The 19,268-nt window shown below is 65.8% G+C and carries 9 protein-coding genes; 2 read left to right on the top strand and 7 right to left on the bottom strand.

The features are described from left to right. Positions 1–14 precede the first annotated feature (14 nt). The 6 genes from H7J73_RS22275 to H7J73_RS22250 form a co-directional block, all read right to left on the bottom strand. A complete protein-coding gene (locus H7J73_RS22275; protein ID WP_264069846.1) occupies positions 15–1,322 on the bottom strand; it encodes a DUF1254 domain-containing protein in 1,308 nt (435 codons plus the stop codon). A gap of 121 nt (positions 1,323–1,443) precedes the next feature. Then, complete coding sequence (locus H7J73_RS22270; RefSeq protein ID WP_264069845.1) at positions 1,444–3,462, bottom strand: primary-amine oxidase; 2,019 nt, start codon at positions 3,460–3,462, stop codon at positions 1,444–1,446. A gap of 3 nt (positions 3,463–3,465) precedes the next feature. Next, on the bottom strand, positions 3,466–4,980 hold the full coding sequence (locus H7J73_RS22265; RefSeq protein WP_264069844.1) for an APC family permease: 1,515 nt from the start codon (positions 4,978–4,980) through the stop codon (positions 3,466–3,468). 47 nt (positions 4,981–5,027) lie between these two features. Next, positions 5,028–5,774, bottom strand: coding sequence for an ABC transporter ATP-binding protein (locus H7J73_RS22260; RefSeq protein WP_264069843.1), 747 nt, complete (start codon positions 5,772–5,774; stop codon positions 5,028–5,030). A gap of 6 nt (positions 5,775–5,780) precedes the next feature. Further along, on the bottom strand, positions 5,781–6,347 hold the full coding sequence (locus tag H7J73_RS22255; protein ID WP_264069842.1) for an ABC transporter permease: 567 nt from the start codon (positions 6,345–6,347) through the stop codon (positions 5,781–5,783). Beyond that, positions 6,347–7,516 (bottom strand): FtsX-like permease family protein, encoded by a 1,170-nt coding sequence (locus tag H7J73_RS22250; RefSeq protein ID WP_264069841.1) that lies wholly within the window; start codon positions 7,514–7,516, stop codon positions 6,347–6,349. Before H7J73_RS22250 ends, H7J73_RS22255 begins: the two co-directional genes overlap by 1 nt. Before the next feature lie 464 nt (positions 7,517–7,980). Between H7J73_RS22250 and H7J73_RS22245 the strand changes: the two genes are divergently transcribed. After that, a complete protein-coding gene (locus H7J73_RS22245; protein WP_264069840.1) occupies positions 7,981–15,180 on the top strand; it encodes a non-ribosomal peptide synthetase in 7,200 nt (2,399 codons plus the stop codon). A gap of 8 nt (positions 15,181–15,188) precedes the next feature. After that, positions 15,189–17,720, top strand: a complete 2,532-nt coding sequence (locus tag H7J73_RS22240; RefSeq protein WP_264069839.1) for an FAD-dependent monooxygenase — start codon at positions 15,189–15,191, stop codon at positions 17,718–17,720. On the opposite strand, the gene H7J73_RS22235 is transcribed toward H7J73_RS22240, so the two are convergent. Next, the gene (locus H7J73_RS22235; RefSeq protein ID WP_276031558.1) at positions 17,661–19,070 is read right to left on the bottom strand and encodes an amidase; all 1,410 of its coding nucleotides are present in this window, start codon (positions 19,068–19,070) and stop codon (positions 17,661–17,663) included. The two genes, H7J73_RS22240 and H7J73_RS22235, sit on opposite strands and share 60 nt — an antisense overlap. Positions 19,071–19,268 lie beyond the last annotated feature (198 nt).

Below are 19,268 nucleotides of genomic sequence, written 5' to 3'. Positions count from 1 at the left end.
GGATCAGGCGTCGCTCACGCCTTGCGTACCGGCGGCGGCGCCCACTGTCCGTCCAACACCGACTTGTGCGGCGCATAGAGTCGCATCGTCACGCCGAGAGGGCCCTGCGGCGCCGGCAACCAGTTCGACAGCCGCTCAGGGCCCGGGTTGCTGTGCTGCAGGTAGAGATCCAGCGAACCGTCCGCGTTGTAGATCAGCGGGTCGCGGTCACCGATCGCGAAGCGGTCTATCTCGTTGACGACCTGGAAGCCCTCGGAGTCGTACATCGTCACCGACCAGAATGCGGATGCCGGCGGAAGTTTGTCGGCATCGAAGTGGATGACGTAGTCGTGCTCACCGGTGGTCGGGTCGCCGTCGGCGTCGACGTTGAGTAGCGGGTAAACCGCGTCTTCTGGCGGGTTGGCGCCCAGACCGACCAATGTCACCACGGCACGCTCGAAGTAGGCGTTGCCGTAGACACCGATGTTGCTGGTCATCATCGTCCAGCCGTTGGCGCTGGTCCCCAGCGTAGGCAGCGACGACAGCATGGCGGCGAGGGCATCATCCTTTCCCGCCTCGATCTCGGCCTGCTGGTCGGCACTGAATCGCCCGGCGTCGAAGGGTTTACCCGCTTCGATCCCCAGTGGCGCGATCCGGGCCAGCTGGTCGAAGTCGGTCTGATGCGGCGGGTTGACCGCCAGCAGTTCGGCTGCGAAGCCCAAGAATTCGAGCGCGGCCATACCGTTGACGATTTTCACCGGTTCGGTCTTGATATCGCGATTCGGGTCGACGTGGTAGTCGGGCTCTGCGCCAAGAGGCGTGATGACGTAGCCGTCCTGGACCTCGTGCACAGCCGGATAGTCGGCGACGCCGTTGGTCTGGGTGCGCCCGATGATCCACACGTGCGGAGTCGGCGCCACGATGACGGGCAGACCCGCGGGCAGCGTTCCGTCGTAACCAGGCCCGACGATCACCCATTCGCCTGCCGCTGTACCGGTGGTGCGCTTGCCGGGGTTGGCAAAGACGTCGGTCCACATGTCGAGTAGCGGCAGCATGTAGTAGCGGTCGTCGGTGTCCGGCGCGGTGAGTTTCACCGGTCCCGCGGTCAGGTCGAGCCACGCGCTGGAATAGAGAGTGTCGAAGTTCGGCCGCACCACGGCCCGGAAGTCCGCGGCCGGGAAGGCACGCATATGCGAAAAGCGGTTCGGCGGACCGGAGCCCGGGGCGGTGCCGGCCGGCATGTTGGCCACCTGCAGCCGCGTGACCTCCATCGTCACCATCGGATAGAAGTAGAGATACGCCTCGTAACTGAGGGTGCGCAGATCGGTGGACAAGACAGCCATCCGGCCTCTTTCGGTGGGGCCCTGTTCGCTCAAGGCCAAGGCCCCGAAGGTTACCCGACGCAGCAAAAGGCGACGGCTTGTCGCCGCCGCCCCTTGCGCAGACGTGTCGAGCTGGGACCAGCTAGGACTCCCGCGCCCTGGTTGCCACCGGTAGACCGGCGTGATGCGCCGAGTGGCACGCCTTCGGCGGGGTCGGCGGGATGTCGAGTGCCGGGTTCCCGTCGAAGAATCCGATCGGTTTCAGATGGAATCCGGCGTAAGCGCACGGCATCACCGGCCAGTCCTCGGGCCGGACGATGTGATGGGCACCCAGCGTGTACCAGAGCACGACGTCGGTGTCCTCCAGCGGAGCGTCGTCGGCGATGAACTCCGGCAAGCCCTGAGCGTCCGCGGACTGGTACATGTAGTCGCCTGCGGCGAACTTCTCACCCGGCTCGTACTTGGTCACCCACAGGTTGTGCTGGACGAACTTCGCCCGGTCGTAGATGTATGAGCCTTCCTGCACCATCACCGGAACGATCTCGCGGGGCACCAGCTTGTAGGCCACCGGGCTGCCGAGCTCGTTCTTCTTGGACGGGTTGGTCACCTTCCAGTACCGGCCGGTGTTCCAATTCCAGTCCCTGGCTCCGACGGCCTCCGATCCGACCAGCGTGTCCTGGGTGATCCAGGCATTCTTGTGCGGGTTCCGCTCCGGGTCGGGCTCAGGAATCGAATCCACCTCGTACACACTGTTCTTCGCCCCGTCGACACTCATGTCGAGGCGGAAGTTGAAGAAGTGCTGGTGATTCGGGCCGTAGATGCCCGGCGCCACCAGCTTGCCCCAACGGGGCAGCTCTCCTTCCTCGACCGCACCCGTGGTGAGCACACCTGAGAGCTTCACCTCGACCTCGATCGAGGCGTCGTTGTAGAAGTACCAGAAGAACCCGTACTCGTAGTTGCCGACGGTGCAGATCATCGAGACGACCAACCGGCGCGAGCGCCGTACTTCCACCTCATCGGTACGGAAATCCGTGTGCTTCCAGGAGATTCCGTAGTCCTCCTCGTGCATGCAGATGGCATTGGGAATCACCACTGCATTACCGTTGGAGTCGTTGACCGTGCCGTCGAAGTAGTGGATCTCCCCCAAGCAGTCACACCCCAGGGTCAGCGGGTTCGCGGAGAACCCCATCCCCACTTCACCCATGTCGAACACGTTCTTGTTCCAGTGCGTCGGCGAGGTGTCACCGTAGGGCACCACCATCTCCGAGAGCGAGCCGCGGTAGAGGATCGGCCGGGTCTCTCCGCGGTCGGTGTAGCTCACCTCGTGGATGGTGACACCTTCACGCGGGTTGAAACCGATACGCAGCGACCACTTCTGCCACTGCACATTCCAACCGTCGACGGTGAAGCTCGGCCCGTCGGGCTGGGTGATCTCGATCGGTTTGACGCCATCCCGGAACTCGGTGAACGCCGGCCGGTTGTCCTCGTCGAACATGAACCGAGGGTCGTAGTTTCCACTTTTCGGCGGCAACGGCACCACACCGTGATCTTCGATCTCGATGACCTCCATCGCGTCGAGATCGAAGGTGACGATCAAGCCTTCCACCGGACGCGCATAGCCGTGCTCCGAACGCGCAGCCCGCATGAAGGTCAGCGGGCGGCAGATCAGTGCCGAGTTGTCGTAATGATCCTGCGCGCCGTAATAGCCGGCCGGCCACGGATCGACCATGGCGAGATCGAAATCGGTGACGCCGCGTTTGCGCATCGCCTCCTGCCATCTGGGGTCGGCACGGACCTTCTCCTCGACGCCGGTCATGTGCTCGACCAGATACGACGGAAACCGGCCGGGGACAGGCTGCCACGACTCGATGACACCGGCGACGATGTCGACTGTCGCTTCGTAGACCATCTTGGCGGCACCGTCGTACATCGTGGCGAACGCCTGCCGGGGCACCGGGATGGACGGGTCGAACGTGAGCGACGGCGTCTTCTCGGGCTCCGCCAGGTGAATCATCACGAACTTCATTGTCGGAGTGCCATATTCGGACTCCGTGATGATCCGTGCCGCCGACTCGATTTCCGAGCCGGACAGCGGATCAAGCGGATAGCGGATACCGTCACCAGTTCCCGAACTACTCAGAACAGTGCTGTCCAATGTCATCGGTTAGACCGCCTCTGTTTCGTTCTTCTTGGTGAGATCGAGCACGGCGAGGTGAGCCAATGCGTCTTCGCTGCTGGTCTTGTGCGCGGCACGGCGGCCGAACACGTAGACGGCCACACCGAGGGCGACGATGCCGATCGAGATGCCGCCGGTCCAGGTCATCCAGGTGCTGTCCGGGACATCCTTGATCCAGGATTTGGCGAACGAGTAGTACACGCCCCCGATAGTGCCGATCGTGCCGACGATGACAGTGACCCAGACTCCGACACTGCCGCCGGGAATCCGCCAGAACTGTTCGTTGGCATAACGATCCGCATACTTCTTGCGGGCGATGATGACCGGGAAGAGAAAGAACACGCCGGAAACCAGCCAGACGGTGGACAGCCCACCCTGGATGAAGATGGTGACATTGGCCATGCTGCTCTGCGAGTACAACCCCACCAGGATCAGCGACGAGAGCACACCCTGGATCAGTACGGCCGTCACCGGGTTACGGGTGCGCGGGTTGAGGTGGGTGAAAATCCGCGGCAGGTGCCGCTCGAGGCCGGAAACGAAGATCAGGCGCGAGTACGCGATCTGGTAGGCAACCAACGCCACGAAGATGATCCCGGCCAAGACGACGGCCGCGACTTCCATCACACCCTTGGGGGCGGCAACGCCCAGCATGCCGATGACACCGGTGACCGGATCGATCTGGTCACTGGGCAATGCGAGCATCGTTCCCACCGTGGTCATCAAGTAGATGACGACCAGCGCAGCTGAGCCCAAGATGACCATCTTCGGTCCACTCTTACGCACCGAGAGGAACTCCGCCCCCATGTTGTACGGAGTCTCCACACCGAGCAGGTACAGCAGCACGGTGCCGTAAAGGAAGCCGGCGCCGGCGAAGTCGGGCACCATCACGTCGCGCAGAGCGAACGGGGTAGCCGAACCGTTATTGACGGCGTAAACGAGGCCGGAAACGAAGATGACCGCCGTAAGCACGCCGTAGATGATGAAAACGGTGTTCATCACTCGCTGGTTGGCGGCGAGTTTCGCCAAGGCCAAACCGATCACAGCCCAGAGGATGACCAACTGCAAAATGATGCTGACGGTCAGACCGAGTTCGGCGTGGAAGGCCAGCAGCAGGAACTGGACCACCACCGCAGGTGACGAAGCGGCGTTGAGGATGACCGGTATCCAGGACAGGTAACCGCCGATGAAGCCCCAGGTCTCACCCATCGTGCGGGTCGCCCAGATGTACACGCCGCCCTGACCTGGCCACAGGTTGCCAAGTTCGGCGACAGCCATACCGGCCGGCACGAGGAAGGTGAGGATACCGAGGATCCACATCGGGATGGCGGTCCAGCCACCGGATGCGATGACCGATGAGCCGGTGATCCAACAGATGATGAACACATACGTGGCGACCAGCCCGAAGGTGGTCATCACTTTGGGGAGAATCTGTTCAGGGACAAGCTCAGTGGTGAGGAGCTTGTCGCGGTGCGCCGAGGCCGAAGTCTCGAGTTCTTGGGTCATACGTGTTTACTCCCAATCCCGTTGGATCAGTTGAATTTCCGGCTTGCTCAATTGATGATTTGTCCATCTTTCATCCGGACGACACGGCTCGCTTCGTCGGCCACCGTGGGATCATGGGTGCTGGCAACAACTGTGACGCCGAGCGTCGAACACAGGTCGCGCAACATGCGGACCACCGTCTCTCCAGTCCGGTGATCGAGATTGGCTGTCGGCTCATCGGCGAGAACGAGCGTCGGATTACTGATCAGCGAGCGCGCTATCGCGGTGCGCTGCTGCTCACCTCCCGACATCTTGGTCGGCTGGTGGTCCACCCGGTGGCTGAGTCCGACGAGGTCGAGAAGCTCCAAGGCGCGCTTGCGCAACGACTTCCGGTCGTAGGGTTCGAACATCAGTGGTAACTCGACGTTCTCGACCGCCGACAGGAACGGGATCAGGTTGTAGCTCTGGAAGATGAAGCCGACCGTCTCATGCCGCAGCGCCGCGAACTGGCTCTCGGTGAGCTTGCCGGTATCGCGGCCGGCGACGATGATCGACCCCTTCGTGGGTCGGTCGAGACCGCCGATCATGTTGAGAAGTGTCGACTTCCCGCTGCCGCTGGGACCCATCAGGCAGACGAACTCGCCGGGCAGCACCGTCAAATCCACCGAGATGAGAGCTTTGACCACCTCATCGCCGAGCTTGTGCAGCTTCCACACGTCACTGATCTCGATGACGGGCGTCTTCGACAGTTCCACCGGTGCCCCCACCGTCGGCTCTGCCGACGTGGTCGCCGTGGTGTCGTTTATCGCGGTCATGGTTTTCTAGCCTCCGCTGGATAGGGATCGGATGGGGGGACGCGACGCCGCGTTCCACGTGGGCACAATGCTGGTGGCGACCGCGGCCACGATGCTGACGCCGATCGCAATGAGAGAGCCAACCGCCAGTCCGCCGGAGGAGACCCCGGCGGGCGCAAATCCCGTTGCACCTAAGGCTATTCCGCTGATAACTGCCAGTACCGCACCTAGTACTGCGCCAAGGACAGCCGCTACGACCGGCTCCACGAGCAGAGCGGTTACCACCGGTTTGCGAGGAACACCGTTGGCGCCGAGCACACCGAGTTCACGAGTGCGATGCGCGACTGTGCGCGTGGTCGCGACCGCCACCTCCACAACGCCGACCAACAAGACGGTCACCGAGATCAGTATCACGGCTCGGTTGATCTCGTCGGCGTGGCCCAGCGTTGCGGATTGGGCCTGAATTCCCGCAGACATCCCGAAGACCAGAACGACGAGGAAGGCGCCGGTGGCGGTGGTCACCACGGGCAGGATCATCTCTTTGATGCGGCGGCGCGCCGACATGTAGCCATAGGACAGGCCGTAACGGATCATCAGCGGTCTCCCAGCAGATCTACGGGGCGCTGCTGTAGCAGCCGGTGAACAGGAACCAGCGCGCCGACGATCGCCATCGCAGGCACGAAAGCCAGGACCATGCCGCACGCCTGCAACCACGCCGCCGGGGTGGCAATACCCGGAATAACCAGTGCTACAGCAACTCCCGCACCTAACACGCCTAACACGTAGGACGCAACGAACACGATGAAGGATTCGACGAGGAAGAAGTACAGCACTTCATCGGCCAGCCCGATGCTCGACATGATGCCGAACTCCCGCTTTCGCTCCTGTACCGCGGCCAGAAATGACGACACCGCGATGACGAAACCGAGCACCAGACCGATCGTCGAGATCAGTCCGAGCGTGGAGCTGGTCACCTTGCCCGAGAACAATGCCGAGAACTTCTGGTCGAAGGTCAACGGCCCAGAGCCGCCGACGGTGTCATAGACCAGCCCTTGGCCACCGGCTTCCGGTTGGATCGAGGGGTCCGCGGTCGCCGGCAGGCCGACGGCTGTCCCGAAGATCTGGGCGATATCGCGGCGCTTCTCCTCTCCGGCCGGCGCATAGACGGTCCACCATCCCTTGTCACCGACCACGGACTGCGCCAGAGCCGATGACACCGTTGCCGATTGCCCGCTGCCGTCGACCGCGACGGTCACCCGCTGGCCGCCGATGCTGATGGCGTCGCCAGCGTTCACCAGGAGGCGTTCGGCCAGTGCAGAACCGAAAACAGCTTGGCCCGATGGTATTTCGTCGGTTCCGCGCAGCGATACCGGGTTGCCGTTGATCTCGGTCAACCCGGAGATCGTGCGGACACCGCGCCAGCCATCGGGAATCGCGATGTCCGGGGCAGCCCCGTCGGCGATAAGCGCTTGCGCCCCTTGATCGAAGTGCACGCCGGCCGCGGGGACGGCCCACAGCTGCGCCTCACCCAGGACGTCGGTCACCGAATCCGCGCCGGTGATAGCGAAACTCGACGATATCGTGCGCACGACGCAGACACAGGCGAGTGCGAGGGCGATGCCGAGCACGGACAGCACGAACCGTTCGGGGCGTCGCCGGATGTTGGCGAACGCGAACCGCACCAGACACATGAAGGTGTTCCCGGTACTGAGTTCGATCGCCGGCGGTCGCGGTGATGTCGCTGTAGTCGTTGAGGTCTCCATATCAAGTGCGATGTTCGGATCGAGTTGTTTCGCCGGTTGGCGCGTGCAGTGTCCGGCGCGTTAACTCGGCCGGATCCCGGTTACGTCGGTGTATCGCGGGCACAACGGATTTCGTTGCCGAATCCACTTGGTGCGGTGGCTTTGATCAGCGGCCACGGGTGGGCAGCTTCGCGTTCGTCGGCGCGAAGCGCCAGTCTGACCTCATTCCCAGATTTGGGCGGCGAATTCATTTCCTGTCGATGGACAGGCTGCGGAATCAGCGGTCGTGGCCCTGATGCGCCGGGCGGCGCCCGCGGCATCTCGGCGTCGACTCCGCGCCCTGGCCCGCCGTGGGCGCCATTACCTGGGCCGATGCGCGAAAGGTAGCCCACCATTTTCCTCCGCGTCGATTTAGCATCCCCCGTTGGCGGTGACCGACTTTTGCTCGGCTCCGTCCGGTTCTGACGAAGGGTGCAACACAGATCGTGAATACCGTCGACTCGTTGACGCAGGCCGGCTCCGGTACCGACGGGGCCCATCAGTGGCGTCGGCAGCTCAGTGCCTACCAGCGTGATCTCTGGATGATCACCGAGCTGTTCCCTGGACAGACCTGTTATGTCTCGGGGTTGCAGGCTCACCTCGTCGGTGATATCGATATCGACCTGCTGATCGAATGCTACGAGCGCGCGTGGCAACACCATGACGCGATGCGCGTACGGTTCGGCGTTTCCGACGGCGTGCCGTATCAAGAATGGGCGCAGCAGATGCCGCCGATCGACCATCGCGATCTGTCGGCACATCCCGATCCGGCCGCCGCGGCACAAGCGGTCATCCGCGCCGAGATGAACTCCCCCATCGACCTGCGCGACGGCCGTGTCCCGCTGCAGCTGATCTTGCTTCGCGAGAGCGCAGAAGCGTACTCGGTGCTGCTGCGCTCGCATCACGTCGCGACCGACGCCACCGGGCTGTTCACCCTCGCCGCCTACGTGCTGACCGACTACACCAGCGTGGTGGCCACCGGCGAACCTGCTGCATTGCCCGCGACCTCATTCCGTGACGCAGTGGACAGCGCCCATGAGTATCGGAATTCGCCGCAGTGGCGCGACGACCGTGACTTCCTGGTCGACCGGACTCGTACGGCGGCGGCGGCCCTGTTCGACCGGCCGGGGGTGACACTCGCGCCGGTACAGAGATACGTCTGCGAGCTGCCGCGCGAGTTCGCGAACCGGGTACGGTCCCTGGGCCTGCCGTTCTTTCCCTATCTGTGCACCATGGTCGGCACCTACCTGGGCGCGGTACTGCGTAGTGACGACGTCACGGTCGGCATCCCGCTGAACAACCGCACCACCCCCGCCGAGATGGGTCTGGTGGGTGGCCATCTGGCGAATACGCTGCCGCTGCGCATTGATCTGCGCACACACTCCGCTCTGCGCGACGTCGTCGCCGATGTCAAACAACGGGTGCAGAACACCAAGGCACGCCAGCGTTTTGCGCTCGGCGACCTGATGAGCGAGTTGCGTCGCGAAGGCCGTCCACCGGGACCGCTGTTCGATGTCACCGTCAACTACCTTCGGCTGCCCCAGGCCGGGGGGCTGTCGGACATCGTGGAGAGCGTCGAGGGCCTGCCCCAGGGATCTGATGTGCTCACCCTCGCGGTGCACATCCACGAGCTCGACCAGGACGGTCCGATGGAGCTGATCTTCGACTACGCCACCGATGTGTTCGACGAGGACTATCCCATCGAAGCGGTCGAGCGTCAGCTGAAGACGTTGCTCTACGCCGGGCTCGACGCGCTCGACGCGGATCCGACGACGCTGTCGATGCTCTCGGCGCAGGAGTACGACACGCTGACCGACCGCGCGTGCAGCACGGCAGTGCCCAGTGACGACACGTCCAGCGTCATCGACCGGATCATGGCGCAGGCAGCGGCCACGCCGGATGCGGTCGCCGTGCTGTCCGACGCCACACCACCGGTAACCTATGCCGAGCTCGCCACGCGCACCGCCGAACTCGGCGAGACATTGCGTGCCCGCGGCATCACCACCGGGGACCGTGTCGGAGTGATCGTCGAGCGCAGCCCCGAACTGGTGACTTCGGTGTTCGCGGCCCTGCATGCCGGTGCCGCGTACGTGCCGGTCGACCCACGCCATCCCGCCGAGCGCATCGGCTACGTCCTGAGCGACAGCGCCGCAGCCGTCGCGCTCGCCGACGAAGCGGTACCGCTGCCTGCCGACACGCCGGTCATCCATCCGGCGGCGCCGACCGGCGGACCGAGGTCCACAGAGCCAGTGCCATCAGGGCGTGACCTCGCCTACGTCATCTACACCTCCGGTTCGACGGGAAGACCCAAAGGGGTTGCAGTCGAACATCATTCCGTACTGAACCGGTTGGACTGGATGCAGCGCCGCTATCCGATCGGGCCGGGTGACGTCATCCTGCAGAAGACGTCGATCTCGTTTGACGTCTCGGTGTGGGAGCTGTTCTGGTGGGCGATGCAGGGCGCGGCCGTCGCGCTGTTGGCACCCGGCGACGAGAAGGATCCGCGGGCCATCCTGGAGGCCGTCGCGGCGTCACGAGTCACCGTCATGCATTTCGTCCCGTCGATGCTGACCCCGTTTCTCGACGCCCTCGAGGAGTCGGACCGTGCACTCGGGGATGCCGACAGTCTGCGGCTGGTGTTCTGCAGTGGTGAGGCGCTGCGCCCAAGCCAGGTGCTGCGCTTCAACCGCGCCTTCGCCCATCGTGCTGCCGCGGCGCCGCGTCTGGTCAACCTCTACGGGCCGACCGAGGCAACGGTCGATGTGTCGTGGTTCGACTGCCCGACCGACACCGACGAACCGCCGCGGCGCATCCCGATCGGCAGGCCGATCGACAACACTCGCCTCTATGTCCTCTCTCCCGCGGGCCAGCCGCAACCGGTCGGCATCGGTGGCGAATTGTGCATCGCCGGCGCCGGCGTCGCGCGCGGCTACCTGAACCGCGGCGATCTCGACACACAGTCCTTCGTCGACGACCCGTTCCACCCGGGGCAACGCATGTACCGGACCGGTGATCTGGCCCGGTGGCTGGCCGACGGTCAGCTCGAATATCTCGGGCGTATCGACCGTCAGGTCAAGATCCGCGGTAACCGCGTCGAGCCCGGCGAAGTCGAGCAGGCCATCTCCCGCATACCAGGAGTCACCGACGCCGTCGTCGTCGCTGAGCACACACCCAGCCGCGGAACCCATCTCGCGGCCTTCTACGTTGCCCCGGCTGGACCGGACACACCCGGCCTACGGGCTTCTCTCGCCCAGCTGGTTCCGGATTTCATGGTGCCCGCGCAGTTCTGGCACGTCGACGAGATCCCGGTGACCTCCAGCGGGAAGGCCGACCGGACCGCGTTGATGGCCTTGCGGCAGTACACACCACCCGCGGTGCACACCGCCCCACGCGATGATGTCGAAGCGGCCCTGGCGGCGGTGTGGCAGGAAGTCCTCGACGTCCCCTCGGTGTCGGTGCACGACAATTTCTACGACCTGGGGGGCGACTCCATCCTCACGCTGCGGGTCCGGGCGCTGGCCGAGCAGCGCGGGCTGACGTTAGACACCCGCGATATCGCCCGGTACCCGACGGTCGCCGAACTCGCCCAGCACACGTTCGGCGGCTCAGAGCCGGTGCCACCGGTCGAGCCGTTCCAACTCATCAGCGCCATCGATCGCACCCGACTGGCCGACGCGGAAGACGCCTACCCGCTGACCACGCTGCAGCTGGGCATGTTGTTCCACGCCACTGCACACGCGAATTCCTCCACGTATCACGATGTCTTCCGGTACCGACTGCACATGCCGTGGCACGAGACGAACTGGCGGATCGCACTGGGCCGGCTGATCGCGCGGCACCCCGCGTTGCGCACCTCGTTTCATCTGGCCGGGTTCAGCGAACCCCTGCAGGTGGTGCATCCGGGTATCGAGGCGCCGCTGTCCGTCGTGGACCTGCGTGCTGCCGAGTCAGCGGAAGCCGAAGCCGTTGTCCGCGAACATATCACCGACCGGAGGCACCGTGGCTACCAGCTCGACGAACCGGGCCTGCACCATCTCGGTGTTTTCCTGCTTCCCGACCGCCGGCGCGACACCGAGGACCTGGTGGACGTGGTATTCGCCTTCCACCACGCCATCCTCGACGGTTGGAGCGTATCGACCATCCTCGCTGAACTGCTCCAGGATTACCGACACCTGGACCGCCCGGCGATCAGCGCCGTTGCCGCCGCTGCGCTGCCGTCTTTCGCGGAGTACGTTCGCGCCGAACGTCTTTCCCGAAGTGACCCGAGCGATGCCACCTATTGGTCCGAACTCCTTGCCGGGGCACCGACGATCCGCATCCCGGGCTGGCGGCACTGCTCCGCCCGTACTGGCGGCGCGGCATCGCCCCCGAGCGCACGCCTGCGGCACACCGTGGCGATGCCGGCGCAGATGGGTGCAAACGCAAACCGGATCGCCGCCACCGAGCATGTCCCCGTCAAATCGGTCTACCTGGCCGCCCACCTGCTCACCGTCGGCCTGCTCTGCGACCAGACCGATGTAACCTCAGGCGTGGTGGCCCACGGCCGGCCGCAGCGCGCACATGCGGAGCGCACCGCCGGGCTGTTCCTCAATACGGTGCCGGTCCGGGTGGATACAGCTGAGATGACATGGCGCTCGGTGGTTCACGCGGCATTCGGCCAGGAACTGGCCTCCGCGCGCCATGCCCACTACCCGGTCGCCGACATCCAGCGCGATACCGACCTGGCGTTCGACGTGGCATTCAACTACGTGAACTTCCACCAGGCAGGTGCAGCGGTGCGCGCCCTCGGTATCGAATTGCTCGACGTAGAGGTCAATGAGGACACCAATTTTGCTCTGCTGGTGAATATTTCGCGCGATCCCCGCGACGGCACAGTGCAGATCCGGCTCGATGGCGACGCTGCCAGCTTCACCGGCGCGCAGCTCGAACACATCGGAGCCACCTACCTGAGCGTGCTGGAAAGGATCTGCACCGATCCGGCAGCAGCGGTCGACTTCCACGTCGCCGCCCCGGCGTTGCCGGATCCGGACGCCGCACGGGTGGCCAGTGTCGTCGAACTGTTCGTCGACCGGGCAGCGCGGCACCCGCAGGCCGTCGCTCTGGAATTCGGAACGCGGGCGGTCACCTATGGTGAACTCGAGTCGATGTCGGCACGGATCGCAGCCGGCTTGATCGAACGTGGTGTCGCCGCCGGCGACAGAGTGGCGCTGGCGGCCGGCCGCAGCCCGGAACAGATCGCGGCCGTCCTGGGTATCGCACGCAGCGGCGGCGCGTGTGTGCCACTGGACCCTGCGCAGCCGGTAGCCCGGCACCATGCGGTGCTCGAACAGGCCAACCCGGTGACGATGATCTCCGACGATTCTCTGGCCGAATTACTGCACACCGCAGAACAATCGGCGCTGCCCACAGTGCGGCTGGAGGACCCGGCCTACCTGCTGTTCACGTCGGGCTCGACCGGGCAACCGAAGGGTGTGGTGATGCCGCACCGCGCACTGGCCAACCTGGTCGGCTGGCAATTGTCGGTGCCGAGCGGACGGTGCGTCGATACGGGCCGGGCACCGGACACCTTGGCGTTCGCGCCGCTGACGTTCGACGTCTCGTTCCAGGAGATCTACTCGACACTGTGCGGTGGTGGCCGGCTGGTCCTGGTGTCCGAACAGGATCGCCGTGACCTGCCAGCCCTCCTGGACATCGTCGATGCCACCCGAACCGAGCGGGTCATCCTGCCGTACGTGGCGTTGCAGGCACTCGCCGAACTCACCGCCGCCCGCGAGTCGGTTCCTACGGCGTTGCAGATCATCATCTCCTCCGGCGAGCAACTGCGCGTGACCGACGCGATCCGTGCGCTGTGCCGCGCCGGGATCCTTTTGGAGAATCAATACGGGCCCACCGAAACTCACGTCGTCACGCACTTCACCATGACCGGGGATCCAGCGGCGTTCCCCGAGCTGCCGCCGATCGGTGAGCCGATCGCGGGCGTCAACGTCCTCGTGCTGGACACGCACGGGCGCCCTGTTCCCGACGGCGCGCCCGGCGAGATCTGGGTCGCCGGAGCTGCCCTTGCCGACGGCTATCTGGGTGACACCGAACTGACCGCCACGATGTTCAGCCGCCTGCCCGCATTCGGCGGTCACCGGTGCTACCGAACCGGCGATCTGGGACGTCGGCTGCCCGGCGGCGGGCTGGTCCTCGACGGCCGCCGCGGCAGCCAGGTCAAGGTGCGCGGACATCGCGTTGAGCCGATGGAGGCCGAACTGGCGCTGACCCGGCTCGCTGCCGACTATGACGCCGTTGCCGAAGTCGCCGTCATTCCCCGGTCCGTCGCCGGTAGATCCAGTGCTGCAACACAACTCGTCGCCTACCTGGTCGGCGGCGGTGACGATACGGTGCCGGCTCGGCTCGACCGCGCCATGCGCGATCGGCTGCCCGACTACCTGGTGCCCACCCGGTACGAGTGGATCGAGGCGCTGCCCCGCACCTCCAGCGGTAAGCGGGCCGACGCCGTCCTCGCGGCGCTGCCGCTGCCGCTGCGCGAGATCACCTACGTGGCGCCCCGCACCGAGGACGAACTGGTGATCGCCGGGCTGATGGCCGATGCGCTGGGGCTGCCACGCGTCGGGGTGCTGGACCAATTCACCTCGCTCGGTGGGGATTCGCTTTCGGCGGTCCGGCTGATCATCGGCATCGAGCAGCGCTACGGTATCGGCATTCCGATGTCGGCGTTCGGCGCCAACCCCACCGTGGCGGAGCTGGCCGAGCGGGTCCGCGACACCAACCCGACGACGTTCGACCCGCTGGTGGCGCTCAAGCCGACCGGAGACCGCCCGCCCTTATTCCTGGTGCACCCGATCGGCGGCACAGTGCTGTGTTACGGCGCCCTCGCCACCATGCTGCCTGCCGAGCAACCGCTGTACGTCCTGCAGGCGTCCGGTATCGAGCCGGGCACCGTCCCAGCCGATTCCCTGCCGCAGATGGCTGCCGACTATGTCGATGCCATCCGGCGGGTCCACCCCGAGGGGCCATATCACCTCGGCGGCTGGTCGCTGGGCGGGCTGGTCGCCTACGAGATGGCCCGCCAACTGGCCGAGCAGGGCGCCGAGATCGGGTCACTGACGCTACTGGACACCATGACCGTGCGCCCCGGTGCACGCGCCGAGCTGGCACCGGCCCGACTGCACTCGTATTTTCTGTGGGAGTTGTTGTACGCCAAGCTCGGCGCTGACACCCCGGTCGACCCGGTACCGGAGCACATCGCCGCCGATGACGCCGTCCTGGATCACATCCTCGCCGTCGCCATCGCACATGGCGTGCTTCCCGGCATCGGATCCAGGGAACTGGTGCGTCGCCTACTCAACGTCTTCCAGGCGTCGTGGCGGGCCGCCGCACTGTACGAGATGCCGCGCACCGACCTCGACGTAACGCTGCTCAAGGCCGTCGAACCATTGCCCGAGGTACTGCGCACGGCCCACGACGAGATCGGATCCGACTACGGTGACCCGACCAACGGGTGGGGCGCCGCCGTCGACGGGCGCCTCGACGTCGTCGACATCTCCGGTGACCACCTGACGATGATGAACCACCCGCATGTCGGCGCGCTGGCACTGCACCTCGCCGATCGTGTTGCGCTGCAACGCGTCAACCGCTAGGAGTGAGAATGAGTAACCTACGCACCCGCTCGGCCATCATCGTCGGGGCCGGCATCGGCGGCCTGACCGCCGCGACCGCACTACGGCAAGCGGGTGTCGACGTCACCCTGTGCGAAAAGGCCCCCCAACACCGCGCCGCCGGATTCGGCTTGGCCGTCCAGAGCAACGCGATGAATGCGCTGCGCACCCTGGACCTCGGTCTCGACGAGGCCCTTGTCCGCGCGGGTGGTCCCGTCACCACCTTCAGCTTCCGCCGCTCGGACGGCTCGGAATTACGCCGTATCGACGTCACGCCCGTCGACGCCACGCTCGGTGCGCCATCAGTGGTACTGGCTCGCAAAGATATTCACGAGATACTGCTGGCCTCGGCGGGCCCCGATCTCCGCGTCGTGACCGGAGCAGAGGCGATCCGGTTCACCGAGAGCGCCGACGGCGTCGCGCTGGACCTCGCCGACGGCCGTCGCCTGGAGGCTGATGTCCTGATCGGAGCCGACGGAATCAACTCGACGATCCGCGCCCAACTGCACGGTGCCGCCGACCCGCGCCCCGGCGGTTTCGTGTGCTGGCTGGCGCTGGCATCGTTTCGGCCGCCGTCACTGGCGGACGGAGAGTCGGTCCACTTCTGGGGCCGGGGCCTGCGCTTCGGCCTACACGACTGCGGCCACGGGATGGTCTACTGGTGGGCCGCCCAATCCTGCGCGCCCGCCCTGGCCGCGAACTGGCCGCACGGTAAAAGCGATCTGCTGCGTCGCTTTGCGGACTGGGGACCAGAGATCAGCGAGATCATCTCCGCCACAGACGAATCCGACATCATCGCCGTGCCCGCGCTGGACCGCCCCCCGTTGGCCGCGTGGGGTTCCGGACGGGTGACGCTGCTCGGCGACGCCGCCCACCCCATGCTGCCCAGCCTCGGCCAGGGCGCCAACTCCGCCATCGAAGACGCGGTGGTGCTGGCCCACGCACTCTCGACCCATGCCAACCCGCAGGCCGCGCTGCGCGCCTACGAGCAACAACGCGTGCCCCGGACCACCGAACTGGTCAACGGTTCGTGGTCGCTGGGCCGTATCGAACAAGGCACCAGCCGCACGGTGGCCGCGACCCGCGAGCGCCTGGTTCGGCACGCCCCCGACAGCAAGATCAGCGACTTCATCTCCAAGCCGATGACCTGGCCTGGATTCGGAGATATCGACGGCGCACTGCCGCGCCGCCTGTCGGCGTTGGAGAGCTGGCACTGGGCGGCCGACCGCATTGCGCCGCTGCATGTCTGTGCGCGGGTGAGCCTCGACGGGCGGATCGACACCGATGCCATCCAGGCCGCACTCAACGCCCTGGTACGCCAGCATCCGCAGCTGCGGGCCGGGATTCGCCGCGCCGGGACCGGTTGGGTGTTCGTCCCGACCGCAGCCAGGTCCATTCCACTTCGATTGGTGGACAGCGGATCCTGGCTCGACGAGATCGACCGCGAGCTCGACGACGGATTCGACGCCGACGGCCCTCTGCTGCGGGCCACCCTGATCAAGGTCGGCGCGGACTCGCACGAGCTGGTACTGACCTCGACCTATGCGGTCGCCGACGGGATCACCATGGTCACGCTATGCCGGCAGCTGCTGGCCTTGGCATACGACGGCAGACCCGACGAATGGCGCCCAGAAACACCCGCGCCGCTGGCACCGGAACAGTTGATGCCGAAGGGCTTTCGTGGCGCACGCGGGAAGCTGCGCGCACTGGGCCGAATGGTCGCCGACGCCACCGGCGGGCGCGGTGGGCCACCGCTGCGCCGACTGCCCTCCGAGCAGGCGGTGGCGCCGACCGAGCGGCGCACCCGCCTCGTCCATCGCACCATCGGGGCAGATCTGAGCCGGGACCTGTTGGCCGAGTGCGACGCCCGGGGAATCAAACCCGAAGCGGCGATCGCGACCGCACTCGCCGAGGCTGCCGCCATCGACAGCGAGTGCGCGCGAGCGACCTTCGCGGTGAGCGTGTCGGTACCGTTCCGTTCGCACCTGGCACGGCCCCCCGCCGCCGACACGACCGGCAGCTATCAGGCGATGGTGGCGGTCCCGGTGGCGTGCGGACCAGGGCTGTCGCTCTGGGAGTCGGCCCTCGCCTTCGACAGCCGCCTTCGCACCGGTGTCGAGCAGCGACACCACCTCGCCAACCTCGGTCTGCTGGGCGTGATGGCGGCCGCCACCCGGCCGTTCACCAACCAGGTCGTCACGATGTTCGACGACCGGGGCCCCGGCAACCTGTGCGTGAGCCTCGTCGATACCTGCGACTTCCCTGCTCGGTTCGGGGCAGTGACGGCGTCGGGAGTTCAGGTGGTCTCCGGCATGTCGATCAGCGGTTACGTGATGTTATACGGCACCGTGGGGCGGGACGGCCTGGCGTTGAACCTCGGCTTCGTCGACGGCATCATCTCACCTGCCCGCGCCGGGACACTGTTGGAGAACACTGCCGGTGCGCTGGTAGACGCCCTCGATTCAGCTGCCCGGGATCTGCCGGAACGGTTGGGCCGCTTCGAGTTCGAAGGCCAACTCTAACAACCGGGCGTCGTGACCCATCGCGGCGCCGAACATCATGCCCGCCGGCAGCCCCGTTGTCGATTCCGCCAGAGGAAGCGAGATCGCCGGCTCACCGGTGACGTTCTGCAACGGGGTGAACGCCACCCACTCGATCAGCCGGTCCATGATCTGGTGGTAGTCGGCGGTCGGGTCGAGGTGACCGACCGGCACCGTCGTGTCGGCCAGCGTCGGCATCAGCACCACGTCGTAGGTGCGGTAGATACGCGCGGTGGAGCGGCGCAGGGTGGCCAACCGGGCGATGGCCAGCGGGACCCGGTGCAGGTTGCGGACCGCATGCTGCTCCAACCCCAGAGTCAGGTTGTCCAGGCGGGTCCGGTCGAACGAGGGCCCGAATGCACGCGCCCCCATCCGGACCTGCGCCATCGCCAAAAACGCCCAGTACAAGACAAAGTCGCCGACGAAGTACTTCGGGATCGGCGGCTCATCGAGGTGTTCGACATGATGCCCGAGCCCGTCGAGCAGAGCGGCTGTCTTGAGAGTGAGCGCTTTCATCTCCGGGCTGCAGTCACGCATCACCGAGCGAGTCAGCACGGCGACGCGCAGCCGCTCCCGGCCGGGGCCCCTGACATCGCCGATCGCGGGGAGTTTGGTGTTACGCCAGGTCTTCTCGACTTCGCGGTAGAACGCTGCGGTATCGCGGACGGTCCTGGTGAGCACCCCGTTGGCCACGATGCGTACCGGCATCTGCCGGTGCCCGGCGTCCAGCGGAATCCGGCCGCGCGTCGGCTTGAGTCCGACAAGGCCGTTGCAGGAGGCAGGGATTCGGATCGAGCCCCCGCCGTCGTTGGCGTGAGCGATCGGAACCACACCGGCCGCTACGAACGCACCCGAACCCGACGAGGAGGCGCCCGCGGTGTAGTCGGTGTTCCACGGGTTGCGCACCGGACCCAGTCGGGGATGTTCGGCGGCCGCGCTGAAGCCGAACTCCGACATCTGTGTCTTGCCCAGCGGGAGCAGGCCGGTCGCCAGGTACGCCTTCGCGAAATCCCCGTCGGCGGACTCCACGCGAGGCTCCCAGGCGTCGGTGCCCTGCATCGTCGGCATCCCCGCCACCGACACGTTGTCTTTGATGAAACTGGGCACACCGTCGAAGAAGCCGCCGTACGGCTGCCGGGCGCCGGCCCGTCCGCGCGCCCGCTCGAAAGCTTGATGCACCAGTCCGTTGAGCACCGGGTTGACCTTCTCCGTCCGGGCGATCGCCGCCTCGACAACCTCCACCCGTGAGATTTCGCCGGCCCGCAGTGCATCGGCGACACCGACCGCGTCGAGGTCACCGAGGGCATCGTCTGTGAAGCTGGAAATCTGCATCACTGAACAATAAAGAGTCCGCGGCGCAACAAAAGAGACCCCACGCCACCGGGATCACCGGTAGTGGCGCGGGGCCTCGTGTGAGCGGTTGGTGCGCCGCCCAGGATTGTGGAATTAGACCGAAGTCAGGCTTCTGATCCAACAGGCCTAGCTTCTCTCCCCGGGCTCGTCCCTCGCCCGAGTCGGAACTAGGCCTGA

Source organism: Mycolicibacterium komossense (assembly GCF_025822605.1).
In the GTDB taxonomy this organism is placed as follows: domain Bacteria; phylum Actinomycetota; class Actinomycetes; order Mycobacteriales; family Mycobacteriaceae; genus Mycobacterium; species Mycobacterium komossense.
The sequence above is the reverse complement of the archived record's forward strand: the minus strand, read 5'-3'. Positions and strand labels throughout refer to the sequence as shown.

Coding starts and splice junctions, on each gene's coding strand:
- H7J73_RS22275 (WP_264069846.1), bottom strand. CDS start 1,322: ATGGCTGTCTTGTCCACCGATCTGCGCACCCTCAGTTACGAGGCGTAT.
- H7J73_RS22270 (WP_264069845.1), bottom strand. CDS start 3,462: ATGACATTGGACAGCACTGTTCTGAGTAGTTCGGGAACTGGTGACGGT.
- H7J73_RS22265 (WP_264069844.1), bottom strand. CDS start 4,980: ATGACCCAAGAACTCGAGACTTCGGCCTCGGCGCACCGCGACAAGCTC.
- H7J73_RS22260 (WP_264069843.1), bottom strand. CDS start 5,774: ATGACCGCGATAAACGACACCACGGCGACCACGTCGGCAGAGCCGACG.
- H7J73_RS22255 (WP_264069842.1), bottom strand. CDS start 6,347: ATGATCCGTTACGGCCTGTCCTATGGCTACATGTCGGCGCGCCGCCGC.
- H7J73_RS22250 (WP_264069841.1), bottom strand. CDS start 7,516: ATGGAGACCTCAACGACTACAGCGACATCACCGCGACCGCCGGCGATC.
- H7J73_RS22240 (WP_264069839.1), top strand. CDS start 15,189: ATGAGTAACCTACGCACCCGCTCGGCCATCATCGTCGGGGCCGGCATC.
- H7J73_RS22235 (WP_276031558.1), bottom strand. CDS start 19,070: ATGCAGATTTCCAGCTTCACAGACGATGCCCTCGGTGACCTCGACGCG.